This is a genomic window from Magnetococcales bacterium, from assembly GCA_015231755.1.
Lineage (GTDB): Bacteria > Pseudomonadota > Magnetococcia > Magnetococcales > Magnetaquicoccaceae > Magnetaquiglobus.
This window is the reverse complement of sequence record JADGAZ010000004.1, coordinates 104,789-130,399: the sequence shown is the minus strand read 5'-3', so window position 1 is coordinate 130,399 and position 25,611 is coordinate 104,789. Positions and strand designations below refer to the sequence as shown.

The 25,611-nt window shown below is 60.3% G+C and carries 21 protein-coding genes; 9 read left to right on the top strand and 12 right to left on the bottom strand.

The window, feature by feature from the left end; all coding sequences use genetic code 11:
- Window positions 1-18: 18 nt before the first annotated feature.
- On the bottom strand, window positions 19-1,032 hold the full coding sequence (locus tag HQL98_04130; GenBank protein ID MBF0271255.1) for an efflux RND transporter periplasmic adaptor subunit: 1,014 nt from the start codon (window positions 1,030-1,032) through the stop codon (window positions 19-21).
- Between the two features lie 395 nt (window positions 1,033-1,427).
- On the opposite strand from HQL98_04130, the gene HQL98_04125 reads away from it, so the two are divergent.
- The 3 genes from HQL98_04125 (at window position 1,428) to HQL98_04115 (ending at window position 4,159) form a co-directional block, all read left to right on the top strand.
- A complete protein-coding gene (locus HQL98_04125) occupies window positions 1,428-2,357 on the top strand; it encodes a cyclic nucleotide-binding domain-containing protein (protein ID MBF0271254.1) in 930 nt (309 codons plus the stop codon).
- A 2-nt stretch (window positions 2,358-2,359) separates the two neighbouring features.
- Window positions 2,360-2,989: a transglycosylase SLT domain-containing protein gene (locus HQL98_04120; protein MBF0271253.1), complete on the top strand. Its 630-nt coding sequence runs from the start codon at window positions 2,360-2,362 to the stop codon at window positions 2,987-2,989.
- A 255-nt stretch (window positions 2,990-3,244) separates the two neighbouring features.
- Window positions 3,245-4,159 (top strand): LysR family transcriptional regulator, encoded by a 915-nt coding sequence (locus HQL98_04115; protein ID MBF0271252.1) that lies wholly within the window; start codon window positions 3,245-3,247, stop codon window positions 4,157-4,159.
- 79 nt (window positions 4,160-4,238) lie between these two features.
- On the opposite strand, the gene HQL98_04110 is transcribed toward HQL98_04115, so the two are convergent.
- Entirely contained in the window at window positions 4,239-5,471 is a 1,233-nt protein-coding gene (locus HQL98_04110; protein MBF0271251.1) for a response regulator, read from the bottom strand.
- A complete protein-coding gene (locus HQL98_04105) occupies window positions 5,468-8,728 on the bottom strand; it encodes a tetratricopeptide repeat protein (protein MBF0271250.1) in 3,261 nt (1,086 codons plus the stop codon). Before HQL98_04105 ends, HQL98_04110 begins: the two co-directional genes overlap by 4 nt.
- Window positions 8,729-9,081: 353 nt before the next feature.
- Between HQL98_04105 and HQL98_04100 the strand changes: the two genes are divergently transcribed.
- The 3 genes from HQL98_04100 to HQL98_04090 all read left to right on the top strand — a co-directional run bounded on the left by HQL98_04100 (window position 9,082) and on the right by HQL98_04090 (window position 11,829).
- Complete coding sequence (locus HQL98_04100; protein ID MBF0271249.1) at window positions 9,082-10,179, top strand: polysaccharide deacetylase family protein; 1,098 nt, start codon at window positions 9,082-9,084, stop codon at window positions 10,177-10,179.
- A gap of 99 nt (window positions 10,180-10,278) precedes the next feature.
- Window positions 10,279-11,223: a protein-methionine-sulfoxide reductase catalytic subunit MsrP gene (gene msrP, locus HQL98_04095; protein ID MBF0271248.1), complete on the top strand. Its 945-nt coding sequence runs from the start codon at window positions 10,279-10,281 to the stop codon at window positions 11,221-11,223.
- A 9-nt stretch (window positions 11,224-11,232) separates the two neighbouring features.
- Window positions 11,233-11,829: a sulfoxide reductase heme-binding subunit YedZ gene (locus HQL98_04090; protein ID MBF0271247.1), complete on the top strand. Its 597-nt coding sequence runs from the start codon at window positions 11,233-11,235 to the stop codon at window positions 11,827-11,829.
- Between the two features lie 252 nt (window positions 11,830-12,081).
- Here HQL98_04090 and HQL98_04085 read toward each other — a convergent pair whose 3' ends face one another.
- From HQL98_04085 to coaBC, 8 genes are all read right to left on the bottom strand, one after another.
- Window positions 12,082-14,379: an RNA-binding transcriptional accessory protein gene (locus HQL98_04085; protein ID MBF0271246.1), complete on the bottom strand. Its 2,298-nt coding sequence runs from the start codon at window positions 14,377-14,379 to the stop codon at window positions 12,082-12,084.
- A 190-nt stretch (window positions 14,380-14,569) separates the two neighbouring features.
- The gene (locus HQL98_04080; GenBank protein MBF0271245.1) at window positions 14,570-15,073 is read right to left on the bottom strand and encodes a pilin; all 504 of its coding nucleotides are present in this window, start codon (window positions 15,071-15,073) and stop codon (window positions 14,570-14,572) included.
- Between the two features lie 236 nt (window positions 15,074-15,309).
- Window positions 15,310-16,353, bottom strand: a complete 1,044-nt coding sequence (locus HQL98_04075) for a sulfurtransferase TusA family protein (GenBank protein MBF0271244.1) — start codon at window positions 16,351-16,353, stop codon at window positions 15,310-15,312.
- Window positions 16,350-17,279 carry a cysteine synthase A gene (cysK, locus tag HQL98_04070; protein MBF0271243.1) on the bottom strand — a complete coding sequence of 310 codons (930 nt, stop codon included), beginning with the start codon at window positions 17,277-17,279 and terminating at the stop codon, window positions 16,350-16,352. Before cysK ends, HQL98_04075 begins: the two co-directional genes overlap by 4 nt.
- Complete coding sequence (locus HQL98_04065; protein MBF0271242.1) at window positions 17,276-17,986, bottom strand: HesA/MoeB/ThiF family protein; 711 nt, start codon at window positions 17,984-17,986, stop codon at window positions 17,276-17,278. Before HQL98_04065 ends, cysK begins: the two co-directional genes overlap by 4 nt.
- The gene (locus tag HQL98_04060; GenBank protein ID MBF0271241.1) at window positions 17,983-18,252 is read right to left on the bottom strand and encodes a nucleotidyltransferase substrate binding protein; all 270 of its coding nucleotides are present in this window, start codon (window positions 18,250-18,252) and stop codon (window positions 17,983-17,985) included. Before HQL98_04060 ends, HQL98_04065 begins: the two co-directional genes overlap by 4 nt.
- A gap of 38 nt (window positions 18,253-18,290) precedes the next feature.
- Window positions 18,291-18,752 carry an Rrf2 family transcriptional regulator gene (locus HQL98_04055; protein ID MBF0271240.1) on the bottom strand — a complete coding sequence of 154 codons (462 nt, stop codon included), beginning with the start codon at window positions 18,750-18,752 and terminating at the stop codon, window positions 18,291-18,293.
- 31 nt (window positions 18,753-18,783) lie between these two features.
- On the bottom strand, window positions 18,784-20,052 hold the full coding sequence (gene coaBC / locus HQL98_04050) for a bifunctional phosphopantothenoylcysteine decarboxylase/phosphopantothenate--cysteine ligase CoaBC (GenBank protein MBF0271239.1): 1,269 nt from the start codon (window positions 20,050-20,052) through the stop codon (window positions 18,784-18,786).
- A gap of 236 nt (window positions 20,053-20,288) precedes the next feature.
- On the opposite strand from coaBC, the gene HQL98_04045 reads away from it, so the two are divergent.
- From HQL98_04045 to HQL98_04035, 3 genes are all read left to right on the top strand, one after another.
- Window positions 20,289-20,510 (top strand): hypothetical protein, encoded by a 222-nt coding sequence (locus HQL98_04045; protein ID MBF0271238.1) that lies wholly within the window; start codon window positions 20,289-20,291, stop codon window positions 20,508-20,510.
- A 22-nt stretch (window positions 20,511-20,532) separates the two neighbouring features.
- Complete coding sequence (locus tag HQL98_04040; protein MBF0271237.1) at window positions 20,533-22,881, top strand: response regulator; 2,349 nt, start codon at window positions 20,533-20,535, stop codon at window positions 22,879-22,881.
- Window positions 22,882-23,520: 639 nt separating this feature from the next.
- Window positions 23,521-24,393 carry a flagellin FliC gene (locus HQL98_04035; protein ID MBF0271236.1) on the top strand — a complete coding sequence of 291 codons (873 nt, stop codon included), beginning with the start codon at window positions 23,521-23,523 and terminating at the stop codon, window positions 24,391-24,393.
- A 76-nt stretch (window positions 24,394-24,469) separates the two neighbouring features.
- Here HQL98_04035 and HQL98_04030 read toward each other — a convergent pair whose 3' ends face one another.
- Window positions 24,470-25,264 carry an inositol monophosphatase gene (locus HQL98_04030; GenBank protein MBF0271235.1) on the bottom strand — a complete coding sequence of 265 codons (795 nt, stop codon included), beginning with the start codon at window positions 25,262-25,264 and terminating at the stop codon, window positions 24,470-24,472.
- Window positions 25,265-25,611: the final 347 nt, after the last annotated feature.

The following is a 25,611-nucleotide window of genomic DNA, read 5'->3' as shown; positions in this document are numbered from 1 at the left end:
GATCTCTCCTGATTTTTTTTAAAGTGCCGGGACCGGTTTGACCAACACGTCGTGGGTCAAAGACTCCCTTCCGGAGATGGCCACCTCTCCGGAAGGGAGGGGATCCAGCACCGCGGGATGTCCTTCCAGGGCGCCGGGCAAGGGGTGAAAGACCGCCTTGTCGTGTTGCACCAGGAAGACGCCGAACTGTTCATCCCGTCGAGAGAGCAGCCAGGGGGGCAGATGGGGACGGGGATCCGACCATACCAGACGACCGGCTGTGCCGGGCACCGGTTTGTCGCCGGTGAAGATCAGACGGGCCTCCCGCGCCCGGGTGGCGGGATCGGCCACGGGAATCACCACCCGGGGTCGTACCGGATAGTGTTCCCCATCTTGGAGAAACTCCCAGGAGGTGGCCCGGTTGAGACTGGTGACGCGGCTGGTGGGAATGGTGGCGGCCAGCTCCACGGCTCCGACATCCACCAGTTGCACCAGCGGCGTACCGGGGGTGGTGTTGATCCCGATGCGGGCCGGACGTTGCACCACCACCCCGTCGAACGGCGCTTGCACCAGACATTTTTCTCCCTGGATGCGGGCCTCTTCCAAGGTGGCCTCCACGGCGCGGATCTGGGCAGTGAGTTCTTTGACTTCGCTTTCGCTTTGTTCGGCCCGTTCGTCGGAGGCCTGTTTTTGCTGTTGCAACTGGGTCGCCCGCTGGGAACGCTTGCGGGCGGTGTCGAGTTTGACCCGCAATCCTTCGAGTTCCGCCGCCGCCCGCCGTTCCGCCAGCCGATGGGCCCAGGGGTCCAGCCGGACCACCAGATCCCCCCGCTTGACCCGTTCCCCCACCTGGATCGGCAGTTCCACGATGGTGGCGGTCACTTGAGCGGTGATCAGGCCATCGTTGAGGCTGCGCACCTCGGCTGGAGCCTCTTCCCGAGGGTGGATCAGCACGGCTTCCAGGGAGCGGGTGGAGACCGGAACCGGTTCCTCCGCCATGGCCGTCGTTGCGGCGAAAATAAGCAGCACAAGGGGGGGCAGTATGGTTTTCAAGGGTGTCATCCCCACGGGTTTGGCAAAGAGGCGAAAGGGAATTCAATAGTTTATTGAATTGGTCGGCGTTGGGCAATGTTTCCATGGCTGTGTGGCTTTGGTTAACCATTGCGTTGATGACCATATTGTGTGATAACGAAGTGGTGTTCGTTCGCATTCTGCCTGTTTTGTGCCTTCAAATAAAGCGATCTCACTTTTTTTGTTCCCGATGCGGGGTGAATCAGGAGTCCATCTCTGGGTCTGGAGGGGTGCGGATCGGTTGTGTGGTTTTTATTGATTATAAAACAGGCAACCGTCTCTTTGCCGTTGATGGGAGCCGGTCTGGATGTCATCAGATTCGTTGTGGCTGTTTCCTGGTCTCTTTAAAAGACATGTCAGGGTGAATATCCATGAAGATGTGCCAACTCATTTTGGAGGCCTTGCATTTCTCCCAGGAATTTACCGAAGCGGAGCGGGCTGTCTTGTGTTCCGACCGCATGGGGGTTAGAAGGGTCAATCCGGGGGATGTGTTGATCCGGGAAGGGGAGCGTGACCGGGACATGTGGCTGTTGCTGCAAGGGGTGTTTCATGTCCTCAAGCAGACCCAACCCGACCGGCCCCTGGGCATCTTGCGTGATGGCAGCTTTTGTGGCGAGATCGCCTGGTTCACGGGTCAGCCCCGCACCGCCAGTGTGGTGGCCGCGGAACCGGGATTGGCCTTGCGGTTGAACTTCGAGGAGAGTCAACACTATCCGCCGGAGTTGCTGATCAAGTTCTATCACAACGTGTTGGCGGATGTGATGGGGCGCAAAACCATCTTGCACGAGACCCTGTTCAAGCTGGCCAGTCTGGAACAGGAGTGCTCCGGGGGCATGGGGTTTTGCAGTCCGGTGGGGGATTTGCAGGGATTCGCTTTTTTCGAGGGGTTCACCCCCCAGGAGGAACAAACCTTGCGTGGCTTGAAACCGGGGCTGGAAACGATTGCTCCTGGCGGGTTCATTCATCGTGCCGGTGAGCATTACGACAGCTTTTTTTTGTTGCTCAAAGGCAGCGTCATGGTGACCCTGCGCCAGGATCCCGAATTGGTTCTGGTCACGTTGGGATCGGAGCGGATGCTGGGATTGGACAGCTTTTTCAAAGATGGCCGGCATGAGGCCAATCACGTCGCGATGGAGAACTGTCAGGGATTGCGCATTGGTCTCGACGCCTTTCGTGGCCTGGATCCGCTGTTCAGACTCAAGATTTATTGGCGCATGGCGTTGACCCTGGTCAATCGATTGGCACCGCTCAATCTCGCCCGGATCAAACTCGAACATATGGAAGGCAAGATGTGGTTCGGCGGATAAGCATTTCTTTCAGGGGATCCCGTCGGCTTGTGCAGGGCTGGATTCTGGGGTGTGGATTGTTGGCCGGATGCGCCACGGCTCCGACCCTGCAACGTACCGACGACGCCTGCGCGATTTTTCAGGAGCAGGGCGGCTGGTATGAGGATACCCGCAAGGTCTGGAAAAAATGGGGGGTGCCGGTGCCTGTGCAACTGGCCATCATCCATCAGGAGTCCCGGTTCAAGCATGATGCCAAGCCGCCCCGCTCGCGCCTGTTCTGGTTCATTCCCGGTCCCCGACCGTCCAGCGCCTTCGGTTATGCCCAGGCCCTGGACGAAACCTGGGATGCGTACAAAAAAAATACCGGCTCCCATTGGGCCGATCGGGATAATTTCACCGACGCGGTGGATTTCATTGGCTGGTATGTGGATCAGAGTTACCGGAAGTGTGGTATCCCCAAGACCGATGCCCGCTTGCAGTATCTGGCTTATCACGAAGGGCAGCAGGGTTACAACAAGAAGAGCTATCAAAACAAGGGCTGGCTGTTGGAAACCGCACGCCGGGTGGAAAAGAATGCGGCCCGTTATCGGGAACAACTGGCGAGCTGCCACAAGGAAGAGGAGTCGGGAGGGTGGCGTTTGTGGCCGTTTTGAGGATGCGAACGTCTGAAACGAAAACGGGCCGGACAGATAAAGAGAGGTCCCAGAGGGGGGGAGACCTGAAAATCTGTCCGGCCCGCGACAGCACCGGGTGACAAAGCCGCCTGGTGCCGCCTCAACCAAGAAATGAATGAAATGCGCGTTTGAAATTGTATTCACCAGAAATGTAGATTATATTGGAAACTGGATCCGGCGCAAATTTTCTTTTGGAACCAGTGGTATTCATAAAAGACGAAAGGTGGATGCCCCATGCACGACTTGGTCCGGTTTGACTTGAATCTGTTGGTCGCCTTCGACGTGTTGATGACGGAACGGGGCGTGACCCGTGCGGGACGGCGACTGGGCATCACCCAGGCGGCCATGAGCAATACCCTGCGACGGCTGCGTGACATCTTTGATGATCCGCTGTTCGTCAAGATCGGTTTGCGCATGGAACCCACGGCCCGTGCCCTGGAATTGGCCGGTCCGGTGGAGCGCGCTTTGAAGGAAGTGCGTCAGGCGCTCAACCAGGAGCGTTTTGATCCCATTCATGCCCAGCATTTGTTTCGTATCGGCATGGTGGATTATGCCTCGGTGCTGCTGTTGGCGCCGTTGGTGGAACTGTTGCGCAAAAAAGCGCCGGGGGTGGCCCTGGAACTGGTGGATATCGGCGGCGAGGACGAACGCACGGTGCTGGAAAGTGGCGCGGCGGATCTGGTGTTCAGCCGTTTCCAGTGGGTGCCGCCGAACATTTTGTTGCATCGGGTTTTTCAGATGCAGTTTGTCTGCATTTTCCGTCGCGACCATCCGTTGGTGCCGGACGGGAAATTGACCCTGGAATCCTTTCTGGCGGCGGATCATGTCCATTTTTATCCCCGGGGCATGACCAGCACCGTGGTGGACGAGGCGTTGGCCAACATGGGACGTTCCCGTTCGATCAAGGCGCGGCTTTATTCTTTGGGGGTGATTCCGTTCATGGTGGCCGACAGCGATGTGATGGCGGTGCTGCCGGATCGGGTGGCCCGTCAGCTCGCCAGACCCCTCGGCTTGTGCGTGGCGCCGGTGCCGGTGAGTACGCCGTCGTTGCGTATGGCCATCGCCTGGCATCCCCGCACGGAAAAAAGTCCCCCCAACATCTGGTTCCGGGAACAGGTCAAGTTTATCCTGGATCAGCCGGAGTCGTAACCGTCGGCATGGTGATCCTGACGTAACGAGGCTAAGGATCGCCTCACGGTGTGCCCGCCTGCTTGAGTATGTGGAGGCTTCACACCGTGAGGATCGATCCTTCCGCCGGCACCATGGCGCGGGTGGAGGAGCCAAGACTTCGCAGATGCTGATGGGCCTCTTCCAGTTTGGCGTCGATGTGGTCGTCGGTCTGGTCCGGATGGTGGTGGTGCAGACAGAAAATCTTGACTCCGGCCCGATGGGCCAGATCTGTGGCCTGTTTGACGCCGGAGTGACCCCAGCCCTCCTGTTGCCGGTATTCGGCGTCGCTGAAGGTGGCATCCATGATCAGAACGTCCGCCTGTTCCACGAACCGGATCAGTTTTTGTTCGTAAGCCGGGTTGTGGTGGGGATGACCCGGTGGCGGCAACTCCTGATCGGCGATGTAGGCCACCTTGCGTCCTCCGTAGTCCACCCGATACCCCAGACATACCCCCGGATGATTGAGCAGCATGGTGGAAATCGTGGCCCCATGTCCCACCTCCCAGCGTTCCTCTTGCAGGTCGCGGAAATAGACTCTCGCGCTGAGTTCCTTGATCTTGATCGGGAAATAAACCCCATCCATCTGATCGGAGATCATTTTGCGGGTGCTGATGCCATTTTGGTTGGCGCAGCAGATTTCAAATTCGTTGCCCTTGATGTAGAGGGGCACGAAAAAGGGTAAGCCGTTGATATGGTCCCAGTGGGGGTGGGAGATGAGAAATTTGGCGGAAATCGGGAATTTTCGGGCCGCCAGCAGATGATCGGACAGATTGCGAATACCGCTGCCGGCGTCGAATACGAACATCGGTCCCTTGGTGAGGTGCAAGGTGATGCAGTTGGTGTTGCCCCCGTAACGCAGGGAGTCGGGTCCGGGAACCGGCAGGGTGCCGCGTACGCCCCAGAAACGCAACTGCATGGCATCCTCGAAGACCCGTTCCAGCCCTTCGAGAAAGGCGGCGGGATCGATGGGCTTGATGAAATAGGCGTCGGCTCCGAACTGAATGGCCCGTTGTCGATCGTATTCGTAGGGCTTGGCCGTGACCATCACCACCTTGCAGTGGTCGAACTCCCGACGGGCCCGGATCGAGCGGCACAGTTGCAGACCATCGATGCCGGGCATCATGATGTCCAGCAGGATCAGGTCCGGGCGTTCCTGTTCGATCCGGGACAAGACATGCATGCCCACATTCTCTTCCACAACCCGGTAGCCCGCCTTTTCCAGGAGGGTGCGAATCAGCAGCAGGGTGCTGGAGTCGTCGTCTACGGTCAAGGCGGTACGGGGGGTGTTCATGAGGTGGATTTCCCCTGGCGATGGCGTTCCAGTTCCTGTTCGACGGCCTCGGCGGCGGATTGGCGTCCGCAGAGGAGGTACAGCCGGATGGCTTCCTGAAATGCCTCCTCCGGGGGATTGTGTTCCTGGATGCGGATGCGGGCCTCCAGCAGGGCGCACTGGGCCAGATCCGGCAGATCCTCTCGGGCCGCGGCGATGGTTTTGGCCTCTTCCATGTGTTTGAAGGCCTTGGAGGCGGAACCCAGGGCCAGATACAGTTCACACAGGGTCCACAGATTGGAGACCACCTTGCGGGTCAGGTTGAGCTGACGGTGGATCCTCAAGGCCTCCTTGAGGGCTTTTTCCGCTTCGCTTAGGCGGTTGAGCCGGTTGAGACAGATCCCTTTGCGCATCAGGGCGGTGCCCACCCCGAAGGGATTTTCGATGCGCTGCATGATGTCGTGGGAAAGCTCGAAGAATTTCAACGCTTCGACCATGGCGCCGTTTTTTTCGTGCAGGAAGCCCATGGACAGATATAGATTGGCGGTCTGGCGTTTGTCCCCCAGTTCGGAGAAGATTTTCAGGCTCTTTTCGTTGAACTGTAGCGCCTGGGGCAGGTCGCCTTGATGTTCCAGGATCACCCCGAGATTGTTGCACACCATGGCGATCTGTTCTTTGGCGTTGTGGGCCTCGAAAATTTCCAATGCCCGTTTGGCCCGTGTCGCCGCTTCGTCCCGCTGTCCGAGGCGGTTCAAGATCCAGCTTTCGTTGGTGAGCAGCAGCCCCATTTCGATGGAGTCCGGGAAGGCGGCCAGTTCGTCGTGGGCCTCGCCGTAGACGGTCATGGCTTGTGCGTAGTCTTCCAGTTTTTCGTGCAGACGGCCGATGCGACGCATATGGTCGATGCGGCTCACAGGCTCGCGGATGGCGGAGATGATTTCCCGACGGGTCTGGATGGCAGCCTGGAACTCCCCGCATAGTTCTTGTACATCGGAGAGTGCCACCAGGGTCTCCATGAGGGGCAGGGGGGGAGCCGGCAGGGTCCGGCCCAGTTCGGCGGCCTTGTCCAAGGCGCTGAGGGCCGCGCCGTTGGCATAGTTCTCTTTGGCCTTCAGGCCGCTTTTCACCAGATACAGATAGGCCCGCTCCGGATGATCGGCCCGCAGATAGTGCTGGGCGAGAATCTCGAAATGGTCATCCAGGCGGGTCGCGTAGAGGGATTCGATCTCCTCGGCCACTTCCGCGTGCAGTTCCCGACGTTTCTTGTGCAGCAGGGTGGAGTAGATCGCCTCCTGGATCATGATGTTGCGGAAGCTGTATTCGATTTCCGGGAAGGATTTGGATTCAAAGATCAATCCCATTTCCACCAGGCGGGCCAGACGGGGTTCCAGTTCGCTGTTGGTGAACAGTCGGGCGAGCAGGGCCAGCCGGAACAAGGGTCCGATCACTGCGGCGGTGAGCAGCACCTCTTTGAGTTCCACCGGCAGCTTGTCGATGCGGGCGATGAACATGCCTTGAATCGACGAGGGAATGGTCACCTCGTCGAGGTTTTTGATCACCCGCGGGGGTTCTCCGGGAACCAGTTCCACGATCTCCTCGTCCACCAGATTGCGAATGATCTCCTCGATGAACATCGGGTTGCCATCCCCCCGGTTGCGGATCAGATGCAAGACGGATTCCGGCACCTCGTCGGAGTTGAGCAGCCGTCGGGCCAACTCGTCGCATTCGGCGGGAGTGAGCTGCTTGAAGTGGATTTCGATGGCCAGATCGTCGAGTTCCTTGTCGGCGATTAGGGGGAGCTTGTTGGACGGGTGATCGCTCACCGGGCGCATGAGCAGCAACAGCAGGATCGGCGCCTGCTTGACGCTTTCAAACAGGGATGCGAGCAGTTCCACCGAAGTGGCGTCGGCCAGATGGAGATCTTCCAGGGTGAGAATCAGGGGTTTGCGCGCCGCTAGGTTTTGCAGGAACCAGGCCGTGGCGCGGAAAATGCCCATTTTGATCTCCTGGGCGCTCATCTTGTCGAGGGGAATGTCGAATTCGGCCCCGAGTTTCAGCCCCATGGCCGCGCCGATGAACACCATAGCCTTGCGCATTTCGTCGGAGAAGGTATCGTTCCGGAGTCCCAGCAGCAGCGGGAAATTGGTGGTCAATTTCAGGGCCATGGACTCTTCGAGATCTTCGGAGTCGATGTTGAACAACTGCCGGAACATCTCGATGAACACTGCGTAACTGGTGTCGCGGTTGAAGGAGCGGCAGATGCCTTCCAGCACCTGGATCCGTTCTCCTTTGAGGAACTGTTTTTTGATTTCTTGATGGATGCGGCTCTTGCCCACACCCGCCGGAGAGATGAGAAACGCCGCCATGCCCTGTCCGGCGGCATGACGGTCCATGCAGGTGCGCAGGGTTTCCATCTCCCGGCCCCGGCCCACCAGGGGGGAGGCGGCGTGGTTGGGATCGTTGTTTTGTTCCTGACGGCTTTTGGGACGGATCACCTCGTAGACCGCCACCGGATCCTTTTTGCCTTTGACCTTGATGGGCTCGTGGCGCACGAATTCAAAGTGCTGGCGGGTGAGGTTGTAGGTGTAGCCGGAAACGAAGGTTTGTCCGTGTTTAGCCAGGGATTCGAGGCGGGCGGCCAGATTGACCGTATCCCCCATCACCGTATATTCCATTTTCTTGTCCGAGCCCACCCCGCCGGCGATCACCATGCCGGAGTTGATGCCGGTGTGGAGGGTCAGGGGATTTTCCACCCGGCCCTGGAGCCGGAGGTTGTACTCTTCCATCTCTTTTTGCATGTCCAGGGCGGCCCGCAGGGCCAGTTCCGGATCGTTTTCGTGGGTGACCGGGGCGCCGAACAGGGCCATGATGCAGTCACCGATGAACTTGTCCACATAACCTTCGTAGCGGTGAACGATGTCGGCCAGCATTTTCATGCAGCCGTTCATGATGTTGGTGACCTCTTCCGGATCCATTTTTTCGCTCATGGCGGTGAAGCCGGAAATGTCGGCGAACAGCACCGTCACATTTTTGCGTTCCGACTCCATGGGAATCGGCGTGGTCGGTGTGGCGGACAGTCCACCCGTCGTGGTCACCAGCGGGGAAAGCGTGCGGCTGTGGGCGAAAACCGGCAAACGTATGCCGCACTCTCCGCAGTAGAGGTCTTCCGCGGCGTGTGGGGCGTGACATTGAGGGCAGATGGCCAGCAAGGGGGTTCCGCAGCGGGTGCAATAGCGGACGCCTTGACGGTTGTCCAGATGGCATTGGGAACAGTTCACCGCGGGTATTCCTGTTTGGCTTGAGTAGTGTCTGAAGAGCAGCGGAAATTCCATTTTAAAGAGGATCTCATGAATACTGTCAACAGCATATCATGTCGTGAAGCCTGGGGGAACCATGTCGTGAGAGGATCCGGTTGCGCGGGGGTGCCTGTCATTTCCTGAAAAAATTATGGTGGCGTGCTGACAGGTTTTCGATGCATGGGTCTGGCATGGATGTTGATTTCTGCAAGGATTGGGTTGAAAATGGGGATTGCTTCCTGGCGGTTTGCGATCGTTTCCTCCACAATCGACTTTTTGAGTGTTTATCCGGTCGGTCAACCGTGGCCCTAGCATTGGTGTTTTAAAATTTCCAAATGTCCATATCGATTCCCCTTTCCCGTTGGATTGCCGTGACGGCGATTCTGATCGGTTGTTGCCATGCCGGATCTCTGGCCCACGCCAAAACCGAAGAATCGGGTAAACCGGCCGTCAAATATGATACCTCCCAGTTCACCCCGCGTTTTTTGTATCCCGGGGGAGAGGTGGTCTTGACGGTGGATGCCCTCACACAGCCCGAAGAACGCGTCATGACCCTGACCTTCGATGACGGTCCGGATGAACAGGATCTGGCCCTCTCTGAACTGCTGAAACAACACGAAACCCCCGCCACCTTTTTTTACGTCGGCTCCAAGGTCAAACTGTTGCCCGAGGTGGTCCGAAAAATCCACGCCAGTCAATACGAGATCGGTTACCACTCTTTCCGTCATCAACGGGTCAAGTGGTTCTCCCAGGCCAGCCTGCTGGAGGATTTCCGTCAGGGCAAGGAGGCCCTGAACAGCCTGGGGGTGCCGGTGAATTTTTTCCGTCCCCCCTATGGGGACTTCAACGAACATCTGGTGCGTACCGCCAAGGAACAAGGCATGGAAACGGTCCTGTGGTCCATCGACTCCCGGGACTGGACCGGCATCAGTGCCGAAACCATGGCCAAAAATGTGATTCGCCATTTTCATCCCGGTGCGGTATTGTTGTTTCACAGTCAGCATCCGGTCACCTTGCGGGCCATGCCCCTGGTGCTGGAGGCCGCCGAACGGGAAGGATATCGTTTCGTGTCCCTGGGGGATTGGCGTCGGGTGGTGCTGGCGGCCAACTGTCGCGTGGAAAAGGGCACCTCCTGCCCGTCCGCCCCGACTTTCGCCTCCCGGGCGCCGACCCGTTCAACCGCCAAGCCATCGGCCAGCCACTCTTCCGAGAGCCCCGCCGCCAAGCCTCCGGCCAAGGGAACCGAGGCGACCCCGGTGGAAGTTCCGGCCCAGGAGGGTGGTTCGGAGGATGGCATGCGTCCCGCCGAAGCCGAGTCCGCCGACTCCCTGACCACCCGGGATGGAAGCGAGGGAAACGAATCCCCCATCATTTCCAGTGTGGTGGAATCCGTGGTCCCGGTGCTGACGCCCATCTCGATCGTGCGGGAGTGATCCAGCCGAATGGCGCGGCCTGAGGGCTGCGGGGCGGGCATTGGGTTATGTTTTTTTCTTGACCGTCCGTTCGGTAAATCACCTTTGAGGGAGGACGACATGCCTTTGCGCTGGAATCCGGAGTTGAAACCAGAAGAGATCACGCCGGAGGCGTGGTTCAAGCAGCGGCGACGTTTGATGCAGTCTGCCGCGGTGGTGGGAGCCGGGGCGGTGTTGGGGCTGGATCCATTGGCGGCCATGGAGAAGGGCGAGGGCTTGGGGGAGGTGCGTCCGGGGGTGGTGACCTTGAACGAAAAGCATACCCCTTTTCAAGACGCCAGCGGCTATTGCAATTTTTATGAGCTGGGCAGCGGCAAGGAGGATCCCGCCAGACAGGCGGCCACGCTGGTGACCCAACCCTGGAGTGTGTGGATCGACGGGGAGGTGGGGCGGCCCGGTCGGGTGACGCTGGAAGAGCTGCTCAAGCCCCATCCTTTGGAGGAGCGGGTCTACCGCATGCGCTGCGTGGAGGCCTGGTCCATGGTGATTCCCTGGGTCGGTTTTCCGTTGGCGGCGCTGCTCAAGCGGTTCGAGCCGGGATCGAAGGCCCGTTATGTGGCCTTTGAGACGGTGTTGGATCCGGAGCGGTTGCCGGGGCAAAAAAGGGATCTGTTGCCCTGGCCTTACCGGGAGGGGTTGCGTCTGGACGAGGCCATGCATCCGTTGACCATTCTGGCGGTGGGCATGTATGGCCGGGTTCTGCCCAACCAGAACGGTGCCCCGTTGCGTCTGGTGGTGCCGTGGAAATACGGTTTCAAGAGCATCAAGTCCATTGTGCGCATCTCCTTGACCACGGAACAACCGGTCACCTCCTGGAATCAACACGCCCCGGCTGAGTATGGCTTTTATGCCAACGTCAACCCGGCGGTTCCCCATCCCCGCTGGGACCAGAGCAAGGAGCGGCGCATCGGGGAGTTTTTGCGTCGGGATACCTTGCCTTTCAATGGGTACGGGGAGCAGGTGGCCGGATTGTATGCGGGGATGGATCTGACCCGTCAATTTTGAGGCGTCGGCATGGAACGCTTGCAACGGTACGGATGGCTGGCGGGTTTGATTCCCCTAATCTGGTTGGCGCTGGGGGTGTGGCAAAATACCCTGGGGGCCAATCCGGTGGAACGGTTGATCCGGGGGAGCGGGGATTGGGCCTTGTGGTGGCTGCTGTTGACGTTGGCCATCTCCCCCTTGCGCCGTCTGACCGGATGGAGCGGGTGGAGTCGGTGGCGGCGTCCCTTGGGCCTGCTGTGTTTTTTCTATGCGTTGCTCCATGTGACCTGTTATGGAGTGCTGGAGCACTTTTTTTCATGGGAGGGGATCTGGCGGGATCTGCTCAAGCGTCCTTACATCACGGTGGGTTTTGTCGCTTTTTTGTTGTTGCTCCCTTTGGCGATCACCTCCACCCGAGGCTGGATGCGGCGCTTGGGAAAACAGTGGGGCCGGTTGCATCTTTTGGTCTATCCGGCGGCGTTGTTGGTCATTGGGCATTATTTTTTGATGACCAAGGCGGATTATCGGATGCCGCTGGTGCATGCGGGGGTGCTGGGGGGATTGTTGGGGTGGCGGGTATGGCGACGCCTCGCACCGGGGGGGATGCGAGGCGGGGTGTCAATGTGATGCAGATGTGTTGACAGCTCTTCTAAACCTCACCCATTTCGGAATGCTGAGTGTTGGCCAATTCTCCGTTTGCCCCAAAGGCACCGCCTGCGGCAGGCTGGATGGGCGCGCTGCGCGCATGGTTTTGCTATTTGTCTTGTTGTGAAAGTGGCTAAAGGAAGCAGTCCCAAGGGCGAAGCCCTTGGATCCCACCAGGGGCCATTGGCCCCTGGACCCCATCAGTGAAACCATGCATCCCGAGATGGGAACGGTTTAACCTCCCCTCGCCCTGGAAAACGCCGCCGCCATGGCGCTGTCGGCGGGTGGGGTGGGGGGCTGGCGGGTGGGCTGGCGGGATGGTTGTTGGGGAGTCGGGGTGGAGGCTGCCGGGGTGGGGGTGTCTTCCAGTCGCATGGACAAGGCGATGCGGCGGCGGGGTTTGTCCACCTCCAGCACCCGCACCTTGATCACCTCTCCGGCCTTGACCACCGCATGGGGATCTTTGACAAAATGATGGGCCATGGCTGAAATGTGAACCAGCCCATCTTGATGCACGCCGATATCCACGAACGCTCCGAAATTGGTGACGTTGCTCACCACCCCTTCCAGGATCATGCCCGGTTGCAGATCGTCGAGGTTTTCCACCCCCTCCTTGAACGTCGCGGTGCGAAACTCCGGACGGGGATCCCGGCCCGGTTTTTCCAGTTCGGCGAAAATGTCGTGGATCGTGGGTTCGCCGAAACGGGCGTCCACGAACTCCTTGGGGGAGAGGGTTTTCAAGAGGGTGGGATTGCCGATCAGTTTGTGGATTTCCACCCCGACCCGTTTGAGAATCCGTTCCACCACCGGGTAGGACTCCGGGTGGACCGCCGAGGCGTCCAGGGGGGTGGCTCCGTTGCGGATGCGCAGGAATCCGGCGGCCTGCTCGAACGCCTTGGGTCCGAAGCGGGTCACGGCCAGCAGGGCCTGACGTGACGCAAAGGGACCTTTGGCATCCCGATGGGCGACGATGTTTTTGGCCAGGGTTTTGTTCAGCCCCGAGACCCGTTCCAGCAAGGGCACCGAGGCAGTGTTGACATCCACCCCCACCGCGTTGACCGCGTCTTCCACCACTCCGTCCAGGGCCTCGGCCAGACGGCGGGGATTGACATCGTGTTGATACTGCCCCACGCCGATGGATTTGGGATCGGTTTTCACCAGTTCCGCCAGGGGGTCTTGCAGGCGACGGGCGATGGAGACCGCGCCGCGCAACGACACATCCATGTCGGGCAACTCCAGGGCGGCGTATTCCGAGGCGGAGTAGACCGATGCCCCGGCCTCGCTCACCACCACATGCCGCAAGGCCAACTCGGGCATGGTCTTGGCCAGTTCCGCCACCAGCCGTTCGGTCTCCCGGGAGGCGGTGCCATTGCCGATGCTGACCAGATTCACCCCGTGACGGCGGGACAACTCCGCCAGCCGCGCCATGGACTCCCGCCACTGGTTGCGGGGGGGATGGGCATAGAGGGTATCCGTGGCCACCACCTTGCCGGTGGCATCCACCACCGCCACTTTCACCCCGGTGCGCAGACCCGGATCCAGTCCGATCACCGGCAGCATGCCCGCCGGTGCTGCCAGCAGCAGCTCTTTCAGGTTGCGGGCAAACACCCGGATCGCCTCTTCGTGGGCGGTATCCATCAATTTTTTCATCAAGTCGCTTTCCAGCCGGGGCTTGACCTTCTTGCGCCATGTCTGTCTGGCCGTCTCCTGAAGCCAAGCGTCCGCGGGTCTGCCCCGCTCCGCCAGATTGAAATGACGGGCGATGGTGGCGATACACACGCTGGCTTCTCCGGAAGACGAGGCGATTTCCTCTTCGTGATCCAGGCTCAGACGCAACACCCCTTCCTCCTTGCCCCGCAGCATGGCCAGCACCCGATGGGGCGGCACCTTGCGGATCGGTTCGTTGGCGGCGAAATAATCCGCGAACTTGGCGCCTTTTTCCTCCTGGCCCTTCACCAGTTTGGATTGCATGACCCCTTGATCCCAGAGCATCTCCCGCAGCCGTCCCGTCACCTCCGGGGATTCGGCGAACCGTTCCATCACGATCTCACGCGCCCCTTCCAGGGCGCTCGGAATATCCCCGATGCCCTTGTCCGGGTTGAGGAATGGCTGGGCGAGCTGCTCTATGGGCAGGGTGGGATGACGCAGCAATTGGTCCGCCAGAGGCTCCAGACCCGCCTCGATGGCCAAAGCCGCCTTGGTGTGGCGTTTGGGCTTGAAGGGCAGATACAGATCTTCCAGGCGCGTGCGGGTTTCGGCGGTCAGCAGGGCCTGCTCCAGTTCCGGGGTGAGTTTTTCTTGCTCCCGGATGGATTTCAGAATGGCGGTGCGACGCTCTTCCAACTCCCGTAGCACCCCGAGACGCTCGTGAATATGGCGCAGATGGGTATCGGTCAGGTTATCGGTCACCTCTTTGCGGTAGCGGGCGATGAAGGGCACCGTGGCCCCTTCGTCCAGCAGGGCCACGGCGGCGGCGACCTGGGATTCTTGCACCGAGAGTTCTTCGGCGATGCGTTGGGCAATGGTTTTCATGATGGACCTGTGAATCAAGAGGTCGAATGGTCAAACAACACAATGAAAAAATGTAAGCCTGTTCGTCAATGGGGAAAAAGATAAAGATCGGAACGGTAGCCGTTCTCAGAAAAAGAACTGCTCCCCGGGTGGGGAGCAGTCGTGGTGCCATGCGCGGTTTGTGGTTGCTGCAACCGCTTGATACGATGGATTATTTGCAGGCGTTCGGCAGCACGTTGTTGTCGACTGCGTTGGCAGCGGCAATCGCCGTCAGGTTGGCGGGGGTGCTGACACCGGCGCAGGTCCAGGTCTGACCGCCATCGGTGGTGTAGAGGGTGAGTTGCTTGCCCGCGACCTTGGCGTTGATGCCGGCGTTGTAGGTGGCGATCATCTGGAAGTGGGTCGCGGCGTTGGGGGCGGCTGCCGTGGTGAAGGCGATGCCACTCACATATTTGCCGGCGGGGGTGCCCGTAAGTTGGGTGGCCGTCGCACCGGAGGCGACCACGCCGGTCGGGAATGAGCCTTTGTCCGCCAGGTATTCCGCCACCGGGGTCTTCAGGCCCGACATCAACGAAAAGCCCTCTGTGGCCTGGGCGCGTCCGATGTAGTCCTGATAGGCCGGGATGGCGACGGCGGCCAGAATGCCGATGATGGCGATGACGATCATCAGTTCGATGAGAGTGAAACCGGCTTGTTTGCGAAGTTGGGTGTTCATGTGTGTTCTCCTCAAGTGTTTTGGTGTCGATCGGGTTATGGGTCAACCGAATCATGTTTTTGAAAGTGTTGTCGGGATGGTGCCCGGATTCATCATTCATAAAGCAATTGGTGTGCCACACACTAATGAATGGTAGAAATCGAGCCATGACAAGGAGATGGCATGGCTGGTATGCTCGGATCGGTTGTTTTTCTGGGGATCGGGTGACAGGAATGGGCTGCGACTGACAAAAATTGTCAACCGTTTTGGTCGTTTTTGTGGACCATCAGGCCGAACAATCCCGCGTGTCCCTCTTCTTCCCAGGGTTCGGAGACCCGGTGTCCCTGTTCCCGCAGGGTGCGGGGGACATTGACCAGGGGTTCCCCCCCGGAGAGGCGCACCCGCAGGGGTTGACCGGGTTGCAGGGTTTCGAGTCTGAGTTTGACCCGCACGAAGGTCATGGGACAGTGATCGGCGGAGATGTCGATGGTGTCGATGTGGGGCGGGACGCCTGCGGGGGTGTGATCGGGATGGGGCGGAACGGGTGGCCGGGTCCGGATCCCGGAAAGATCGAGAGACTTGGCGCAGACCGGGCAGGCGGGATTTTTGGCGCGGGGCAGGCGCTGAAAATCCCCCAGGGCCGGGTCCAGGGAGAGGGCATGGGTCCAGACCGATGGATCGTCGAGGCCGAGCAGGCTTTTAAGGGCTTCCGTGGCGAGCAGGGTTCCCGCCAGACCGCGCCAGAGGGTGTCCCAGGGAGGTTCCAGGGTATTTTTCGACGGTGGCGGGGGGGAGGATCCGGTCGGATCCATGCAGGCCAGACAGGGCAGGCGGGGATCGGAGCCGGCCCGGGAACCGGTGATCCAGCCACGCCCCTCGGGGCCGATCCAGGTGGTCAGCAGGGGAATGCGTTGGGCCAGACAGGCGGAATTGAGTTCAGACCCGTTGTGGTTGAGGTCGAGCACCAGTTCCAGCCCGTGGAGCCAGTGGGCGCGGGATTGGGGATCCGGGGAAGCAATGGGACGGGTTTCGATGCGGACCGTGGGATTGTTGGCCCTGGCCCAGTCGAGGCTGGGGGCGAGTCGTTCCGGATGGGAGTCCGTCACCCGCAGATGGCCAACCCCCGCTGCCGCCAGATAGAGCAAGGTGGGCAGCAGGATGGCGCCCTCGTTGTCGGCGACGATTCCCACGGTGGCGCGGGTCAGACGGTGTTGGCCGTGACCGCCGATCTCTGGGAGCAGGATTTGACGGGAGTAGCGTTCGTTCCATTCCAGGTCCGTGGGAAGGGGCGGGTCGATCATGAGGGGGGCAGTTCCGTGGACAGATAGCGGTCCGCCAGATCCGGCACGATCACCACGGCCCGCTTGTTGGCAAACTCCGGTCGGCTGGCCACCAGCAAGGTGGCGGCCATGGCTGCGCCTCCGGAGATGCCACAGGCGATGCCCTCTTCGGAGGCCAGACGGCGGGCCGCTTCGATGGCTTGGTCATCCCCGATCCGTATCACCTCGCTGATCAGGGAGCGGTCCAGGACCGGAGGAATGAATCCGGCACCGAGTCCCTGGATCTTGTGGGGGCCGGGCATGCCGCCGGAAAGGACCGGAGAGTTGGCCGGTTCCACCGCCACCACCCACAGGGCAGGGAGTGCTTTTTTCAGGGTTTCCGCCAGTCCGGAAAGAGACCCTCCGGTGCCCACGCCGGCCACCAGGATATCCAGTTGGCCATCGGTATCGTCCAGGATCTCCTGGGCGGTGGTGTCGGCGTGGATGCGGGGATTGGCCGGATTGTCGAACTGGTTGGGCATGAAGCCCTTTTTTTCCTGTTTCACCAGATCCTTGGCTTTCTGGATGGCGCCGCGCATCCCCTCCTTGGCCGGGGTCAGCACCACCCGGGCACCCAGCAGGGCGAACAGCTTGCGCCGTTCCTGGGACATGGAGTCCGGCATGGTGAGAATCAGTTTCAATCCCTTGGCCGCGCAGATCCCGGCCAGGGCAATGCCGGTATTGCCCGAGGTGGGTTCGATCACCACGGTATCCGCGTCGATGTGTCCTTCCCGCTCCCCCGCTTCGATCATGGCCAGGGCGATGCGATCTTTCACCGAACCCATGGGATTGAAGTATTCCAACTTGGCGAGGATCTCCACCGGGATCGATCCGTGCATGCGATGGATGCGCACCAGTGGCGTGTTGCCGATGGTTTCGGTGATGTTGGCGTGGATTTTTTTTCTCATGGCGTCACGGGTCCGGGTTGTGGGTGGCACCGGCAGCGCGGGTCGGGCCGCAAAGGCACCGCGCGGCGTTTTCCGGTCAGAGCGTGGATGGTCAGCAGTCGATTCCACAGCGGTTGACCGATCTGTTCCAGGAGTTTAACCGCTTCCAGCGCCATGAGCCAGCCCACTTCGCCCACCAGGGGGCCGAGTACCCCTTCGTTTTGGCAGGTGGGGCCTTCGGCTGCGGGCGGGGCGGTGAACAGACAGCGCAGACAGGCCGAACGGCCCGGATCGATGGTCATCAGTTGACCCGCAAAGCCTGTGGCCGCTCCGTGAACCAGGGGAAATCCAAAACGGATCGCCGCGTCGTTGGCGGCGAAGCGGGTGGTGAAGTTGTCCGAAGCGTCGAGGGTTACGGCGTGGCCCCGGGCCGCCTGGCCGATGGCTTCGGGGGTGTCGAGGCGGACACATACGCCCGCGACGCTCAGGCCCGGTGTGGTCTCTGCGAGTCGTCTGGTCGCCTGATCCACCTTTTTGGCCCCCGCGTCCGCGGTGTGATAGAGAATCTGCCGGTGCAGATTGGACAGGGCCACGGTATCCGGATCCGCCAGAGTGATGCGACGAACACCCGCTCCCGCCAGCGCCAAGGCGGCGGCGCACCCGAGTCCTCCGGCGCCGATGAGCAGCACCCCATGGGGAGGGGGATCGGGGGGCAATCCGTAGCTCACGTTTCCTCCTCCTGTTGATCGTAACGCCGGGAAAAATGGAGGGCCATGCTTTTGAAGGCGGGGTAATACCGTGCCATGATCGTATCGGCAAGGGTTGCGGCCTGTTTTTCATCATATGTGTGGGACGACAGATTGCGGTCCACGATCATTTGCATCCAGATATCCCCGTGTTCGATCAGACCGTTGCGAAACGCGCCGCGTATGGCGGTCCCGGGAACCCACCAGTCCGAAGAGATCCTTGAACTCCAGGTAAGGAAATTGTGCAGGCGCGCTGGTCGATTTCGCCACCGTTATTTTTTCGTGTTTAAATGGAATAGGTGATCCGGTCGCAACTTTCGCTGGGCACGCCGCCGCGAAAGGCGCGGGTGGTCAACTCCTCGATGGTCACGGTATCCATCATCACCAGGATTTTTTCCTGGAACTCCCCCCACAGGGGACGGATGACCACACGACCGATGGGTCCGGTGGCCGTGTCGGTGGGCAGACCTGACTCCCCGGATTCGGCCACGTCCATCACCACCCGGGCGATGTCCCCCACCGAAATGCGCGACCGTTCCCGACCCAGCAGATATCCCCCCCGTGGCCCCCGCACCCCTTTGAGGATGCCGGCCCGGACCAGCCGTTGCATCACCTGTTCCAGATACCGTTGCGGCACCCCCTGGCGACTGGTCACTTCGCGGATTTGCACCGGTTCACCGGTGGAATTGTAGGCGATATCCGTCACCGCCTCGATGGCATAAAGCAGCTTTTTTGAGAATTTCAGCATGTTGCACTCCCCCCCTCCCGCCTTGCGGCAGTCATGTGTTCTCCTTGAGTGTTGCGTGGATGTCAACGAGAGTGGCCACAGCCTGGATCAGTTTTTCGGCCACCTGTTCCTTGGGCAACAGGGGCCAGGCCTCTTCGCGTCCGTCCCGACCGATCAGGGTGACGGCGTTGGTATCGGCCCCGAATCCGCAACCCGGCGCGCTGACATCGTTGATGGCCAACAGATCACACCCTTTGCGGATCCGTTTGGCCTTGCCACGGGTGAGGGCGTCACCGGTTTCGGCGGCGAAGCCCACAATCACCCTTTGGTGTCCGTCCCGGGTGCGTATTCCGGTCCAGGCCGACAGCATGGCCAGAATGTCGGGATTCTGGGTCAGTTCCAGATGCAACTCCGAGAGGGCGTTCTCTTTTTTGATTTTGTCGTTCAAGCGTTTTCCAGGCCGGTAGTCGGCCACCGCCGCCGTGAGAATGGCCGCATCGCAGCGGGGATTGCCCGGCGCGGAGAGCCATACATCCAAAGTGGCGTCGAGCATTTCGCAGGCCGATCCCACCGCATGGGGCACCGCACCCCAGGGAACCGGCATCGCCACCGGACCATGTACCAGATCCACCCGCGCTCCGGCCCGCAGGGCGGCCAGGGCCACGGCCCAGCCCATCTTGCCCGAGGAGTGGTTGGAGAGGAAACGGACCGGATCCAGCTCTTCCCGGGTCGGACCGGCGGTGATCACCACCCGGCGACCCGCCAGAATTTTCGGGGTGAGGGTGCGACGGGCGGCTTCCAGGATGGTGGTGGGTTCCGCCATGCGTCCGGTTCCCTGATCTCCGCAGGCCATGGGACCGCTTTCCGGACCCACGAAGCCGATGCCGTCTGCGTGCAAGGTGGCCACGTTGCGTCGGGTGGCCGGATGCTCCCACATGGCCGGATTCATCGCCGGGGCCACCAGCACCGGTCCGCGACGGGCCAGCAGCAAGGCGCTCAACAGGTCGTCGGCCTGACCCGTGGCCATGCGGGCCAGCAGATCCGCGGTGGCCGGCGCCACGATCACCAGATCCGCCGACTGGGCCAGACGAATGTGATCCATGCCATCGGGGGCCAGGGGCGTGAAAAGATCCTCCCGGGTCGGCTCGCCGCTGAGGGCTTGCAGGGTGAGTCCGGTGACGAAGCGCAAGGCGGCCTGGGTGGGGACCGGGGTGATGCGGGCGCCGGCTTCCCGGAGACGACGTATCACCTCCAGGGTTTTGTAGGCGGCGATGCCACCCCCCAATCCGATCACGATTTGTTTGCCATTCCAGAAATTCAATAGGACGCTCCCTTGATTGAAGTCAAGAAAAGATTATCCAATTATTTTGTGTAAGTCAATCGCAATTTTACCATGTTTTTTTGTTGGAAGAGGGAGGGGAGGTCCGGCGCGCCGAGGCTGGCGAATGGAGGGCTTTTCCGTCATTGTATTTAAACGTTATGAAGGGGATGGTCAATTGGATAAACACGCATGAAACTGTGAAATGGGAGGTGCGCATGGGCGGCGGCGGAGATGGAATGACCTGGCTGGTGTTGATCGGGGGTGGGGTGCTGACGCTGTTGGGGGTGATCAAGATTATGGCCAATAGTGCCAAACTGTTGATATGGCTTATGTTATTATTGGTGGGCATCGGGACCATGGCCCAGGTGATTCGTCAGAATCCGACGATTCTCGACCGTGCGGGTTTGTCGGCGGAGTGGTCCCGACCGATTCGCGCTTTTTTGGGGGCGGACCGGTGATGCGCTCCGGGAGCGGCAACGGATGAAAGAGGGCTTTTGGCGTCGGTTCAAGCCCGATTGGAGCACGCCGATGGGCAGGGAGCGGCGTCGTCTTTTGTTGCGGGAGACGGTGCTGGCGTTGGTGTTGTTCGGTACGGCCTTTTGGTCGCTGGAGGCGTTGCGCTTTTTTGATTGGATGGTGGAGGCCCGTTTGCTGTTTCCCGAGTGGCGGGTGGGACAGGTGATTCCGGCGTTGATCGTGGCGTTGGCGGGTTATGTGGCGCTGGTGATCACGCGGGTCCACTTTCTGAATCGGCGTTTGCAGGCCGGAGAGCGACGTTTGCGTTTTTTCATCGAGCATGCCCCGGCGGCCATGGCCATGTTCGACCGGGAGATGCGTCATCTGGAGTGCGGTCGCCGTTGGCGTGGGGAGTTGAAACTGCCGGAACAAGGATGGCGCGGGGTGCGACTGGGGGAGTTGGTGCCGGTGATGCCTCCTGGCTGGTCCGAGCTGCCCGGAGTGTGTCTGACCGGGGAGTCGGTGGTGGTTCGGGAGGTGAGTCTGCGGGATGCGGACGGTCGCGAGCAGTGGTTGCAGTGGAGCGCCCATCCCTGGCGGCGGGAGCGGGATAACGGAGAAGAGGGGGAGGTGGGAGGGGTGATTCTGTTTGTCGAGTGGATCACCGCCCGCAAGCAGGTCGAGGCCGAGGCCCGCGCCCGGGAGGCGGCGGAGGCGGCCAATCAGGCCAAAAGCGCCTTTCTGGCGGTGATGAGCCACGAAATCCGTACCCCCATGAGCGGCATCGTGGCTTTGGTGGATCAGATGGCGGCCATGGAGCTTTCCAGGTCGCAACGGGAAAAGGTGGAGCTGCTGCAACGCTCCAACGAGGCGATGTTGGCCATCATCAACGAAATCCTCGATTTTTCCCGGATCGAGGCGGGACGGATGGTGCTGGAGGTGATCTCCTTTGCGCCGCGGCGGCTTTTTTCGGATCTGGAGAGCCTGTTCGAGGCGGCGATGTGTCGGAAAGGGATCGGATTTCGGCGCGTCGTGGACGAGGCCTTGCCCGAGACCCTGTTGGGGGATCCGTTGCGGGTGCGGCAGGTGTTGATGAATCTGCTTTCCAATGCGGTCAAGTTTACCAAGCAAGGGGAGATTGTGCTGACGGTTTCGGTGGCGGCCTTGGCTCCGGAGTCCTGTCGGGTGATCCTGCGGGTGGAAGACAGCGGGATCGGCATGACACCGGAACACATGGAGCAACTGTTCACCCCTTATGCGCAAGGGGATGCTTCTGTGGCCCGTCGGTATGGGGGAAGCGGATTGGGTCTGGCCATCTGTCATCGTCTGGTGGAGTTGATGGGAGGGAGCATCGAGGCGAGCAGTCATCCGGGTCAAGGGAGTGTGTTTGTCGTGGCGTTGCGTTTCGACATCCCGGAGTTGGTCCCGGCGTCCCTGGCCGGGACCGGAGGTGTGGACCCGGCCAGGGGGGGGATGCTGGCCGGATGGCATTCCAGGCGGGCGCGGTTGCTGGTGGTGGATGACGACCCGTTGAGCCAACGGTTGACCGAGGTGATGTTGCGGGATTGGTCTGCGGAGGTGGTATGCGCGGGTTCGGGTGACGAGGCTTTGCAGCGGGTGGCCGAGGCGCGTTTCGATCTGGTGTTGATGGATGTGCGCATGCCGGGCATGGACGGCTACGAGGCCTGTCGGAGGATCCGGGAGTGGGAGCGGCTTCAGGGGCGGGAGCAACCGTTGCCCATCATCGCCCTGACGGGTCATGTCTCCTCGGAGGACAAGGAACGGGCCCGGGTGGCGGGCATGAGCGATCATCTGGAAAAGCCGTTGCGCATTCGCAAGCTGCACGATCGGTTGGTGCGCTGGTTGGGGCCAGGGGATGCCGATGCCGGGGAAGGGACTGGAGCTGGATCTGAAGCGGTGGAAATTCCGGAATCCGCGGAAAGTGTCGGATCGATGTCGCCTTCAGCCGTTTTTCAGGAGGAGGCTGACGCCGGAGAGGGGCTTGCCCTGTTGGATGTTGCGGTACTGGAGGTATTGCGCCGGGAGTTGTCCAGGGTGCCGGACGCCTTTGTGAATATCGTGGACATGTTTTTGGAGGACGTTCCCGGCAAATGGCGGGAGATGCGCCGGTTGTTGGCGAGCGGCGATCTGGAGGGGATTTCCCGTGCGGCCCACGGCATGAAGTCCCAATGCGGCGCCATGGGGGCGGTCGCCCTCCGTGGGGTTTTGATTCAGGTGGAGCAGCAGGCCATGGAAGGGCGCATGGAGGGTCTGTCGGCGCTGCTGGATCGGGGGGAATGGCTGTTCATCCGTCTGGTGCCTTTTTTGAAGCGGATCATGGCCCATCCGGCTCACCCCCTCCCTCCTCAATAACGGGGGCGCAGGCCATGCGAGGGGCGTGAGCGGGGGGGCGGTTTTGTGCTTTGGGGTGATTTTGCTTGGTCTTGCGTTGGTCCTTCCGGTTTCTTTCTGATTTAAATCCAATCATTTCAAAATGATCGTGCAGAGGTTCACGGGTATGGCTGTCCCGGGAATCCCTGCGTTCGCGTTGGTGCGCGGTCGGGTGGTCGGGATGGATGGGGGAGATTTTGGCCCAGGCTCAAAAAACTTCTCAAGTCACGCTTCGTCTATCCGATAATTTGATTAAGCGTTACTTTGGCCGAAATTGACGGGAAGAGCCGGAAGGTACGCTGTGGAAAATGACAGGATGGGATGAAGAAAATGGAAATAGTGCTCAAGTCGAGGGTTTAGAAGAACGATAAATGGATAAGCTTGAATTTTATTCTGATTATTGAAGCCGTGATGATCCAAAGGTATGGATCTTCCGGAAGATCAGGCGGCTGAAGCGAGGTATCAAGTCATGGACGTTTTGGGATGCGTCCGACGTCAGGATTGGGGTGAGGGTTAAGCCCATAAAACGAGTAACCCACAGGCAATGCCAGGGAAGGCCCACAACAGGCCCGGATGAACCATTCTTCGGGCATCTTTATTACTTGCGAGGAGGATTTTACAATGGCTCTCACCATCAATGGCAGTATCGCGTCCATCAATGCGCAACGGCAGCTTGGCAAGCACACCGACGCCTTGAGTCAAACCTTTCAGCGTTTGTCGTCGGGTTTGCGGGTCAACAGCGCCAAGGATGACGCGGCGGGGCTGGCCATCATCAACCGCATGACCGCTCAGATTCGTGGTCTGAACGTCGCGGCCCGCAATGCCAATGATGGAATCTCTTTGGTGCAGGTGGCGGAAGGCGCCCTGGATGAAACCTCTTCCGCGCTGCAAAGAATGCGGGAGTTGGCGGTACAGGCTTCCAATGCCACCTACAGCACCAGCGATCGCGCTTCCTTGCAAACGGAACTGTCCCAATTGCTCTCCGAGGTGGATCGGATCGCCAAGGCCACCCAGTTCAATGGCAATCCCTTGTTCGGCGGCAGTACCAACGGTGTGGATCTCAAGGCGGCGGGCAACTATTTCGCGGGCAGCTTCCAGATCGGTCCCGACGCCGGACAGGCGATCGAGGTGACCATCGCCCGTACCGTGGTGTCCACTTTGGGACTTAGCACGGCTGTGACGACCAACTGGGGTGTGTCCACCCAGGCCAAGGCCAATTCGACCATCAGCGTGTTGGATAGCGCCCTGGATTCCGTTTCGGATATTCGGGCCAATCTGGGTGCCGTGCAGAGCCGGTTCGAGAGCATCATCTCCAATCTGTCCAATGTTTCCGAGAACACCCAGGCGGCCCGTTCCCGCATCCAGGATGCCGACATTGCCCAGGAGACTGCGAATCTGACCCGCAACAGCATTCTGCAACAGGCGGGGGTGGCGATTCTGGCTCAGGCCAATCAGCAGCCCACCATCGCCTTGAGTCTGCTTTCCAGAATCTGATGATGTTCTCTTTCCGGTTCCCGCCGCTGGATGTGATGTCCGCGGGGGGAGCCGGAAAGAATCACAGGTTGTGCCGTCAGGCGATTCCGGCCTGACGGATGATCTCCAGCATGGTGCCGTGAATGGCCTCGGGGGCGGCGATCACATTGCCCGAGGTCAGGAACTGCTCCCCGTTGGCGAAATCGCTCACCATTCCCCCCGCTTCCCGCACCAGCAGCGTGCCCGCCGCGATGTCCCAGGGCGCCAGTCCCATCTCCCAGAAGCCGTCATACCGTCCCGCCGCCACATAGGCCAGATCCAGCGCCGCCGAACCCAGACGCCGTTGATCCGCGACCACGGCGCAAAAACTTTCGAATGCCTTCAAATAACCTGGGAGTCGTTCCGGGCGTCGATGGGGAAATCCCGTGGCCAGGAGCGCGCCGTTGATGCCTTGGGGTCGGGTCACCCGGATGCGGCGATCATTCAGATAGGCTCCCCGGCCCCGTTCCGCCACGAACAGTTCGTCGCGTATGGGATCGTGAACCAGTCCTCCCTGGATTACTCCCCCTTCCATCAAGGCGATGGAGATGGCGAAGTGGGGCAGGCCGTGAATGAAATTGAGGGTGCCATCGATGGGGTCAACAATCCAACAGGGGCGATCCAGTGTCAGTTTTCCCCCTTGTTCCTCGGCCATCACCCCGTAACGCGGATAGGCTTTTTTCAGCGCGAGCAGCAGTTCCTCCTCCACCACCAGGTCAGCGCCGGTGACCGGATCGTTTTTTCCCTTGTTTTTCACTTCCAGTTCGTGGCGGCGGTCGAACCACTCCCGGGCCAGGATGCCTGCCTTGAGCGCGGCGCGCACCGCAACGTTCATCGGGGGTGAAAACTGCATGACGCTCTCCTTGCAAAAAATAACCATATATGGCGTTGGGGGTTTGTCGTTTCTCTCCCAGGGGACAAAACGGTAACACGACCTGACTGGCAAGTCACCCAGGGGAAACAATTGCCGCGTTTTTCCGTCAGGGGAGGGGACGCTTTTTCCTGTGCTTCGTTTTTTTCTCCAGGGACACTTTTTTCGGATCGGGACCATGCGGGGAATGGGCGGTTGCGTGGGTTTCGCTTACGCTATTGAATAATCAATTAAAACAATTCACTGCGGGGTGAGTTGCGAGAACGTGCTGCGGTTTGTGAAGAGCTTTTATTGTTTGGCATGCCTTCTGCATTATTCTCGGCAACGGC